Raw genomic sequence first — 440 nt, forward strand, 5'->3', positions numbered from 1 at the left:
ATAGTAACTCCCCTAAGTAAGATGAAATAAAGATAAAAAAAGCTGCCGAATGAATTGGCAGCTTTTTTCTTAAATACGGCTGTAATACCCCTAGCCCGTATTACGCATCCCAGCAGCAACCCCTGCAATAGTGACCATCAGCGCTTGTTCTACGCGTGGGTCTGGGTGTTCTTGTTGGCGAGACCGGTGTAATAGTTCGGCTTGTAAAACGTTTAACGGGTCAGTGTAGACATTACGTAGTGCAATAGATTCAGCAATCCACGGTAAGTCCGCCATTAACGCTTCGTCTTTCGAAACCGCTAGCACACTTTTTATATCCTCCGACAGCTGATCACGTAGTTTTTGCCCCAACGGCCATAAACGTTCTTCCACTAAACGATGATCATAGTACTCCGCCAGCCATAGGTCTGCTTTCGCATAAACCATCTCTAACATAGCTA

1 protein-coding gene is annotated in these 440 nt (G+C 45.2%); it reads right to left on the reverse strand.

The window, feature by feature from the left end; genetic code table 11:
* Positions 1 to 90: 90 nt before the first annotated feature.
* Positions 91 to 435: a phosphoenolpyruvate carboxylase gene (locus J7R07_RS08025; RefSeq protein WP_343070155.1), complete on the reverse strand. Its 345-nt coding sequence runs from the start codon at positions 433 to 435 to the stop codon at positions 91 to 93.
* Positions 436 to 440 lie beyond the last annotated feature (5 nt).

It is taken from the genome of Bartonella phoceensis, assembly GCF_902825145.1.
Lineage (GTDB): Bacteria > Pseudomonadota > Alphaproteobacteria > Rhizobiales > Rhizobiaceae > Bartonella > Bartonella phoceensis.

Bases quoted from the DNA above. Each gene is read 5' to 3' on its own strand.
- J7R07_RS08025 (WP_343070155.1), bottom strand. From the start codon at position 435: ATGTTAGAGATGGTTTATGCGAAAGCAGACCTATGGCTGGCGGAGTAC.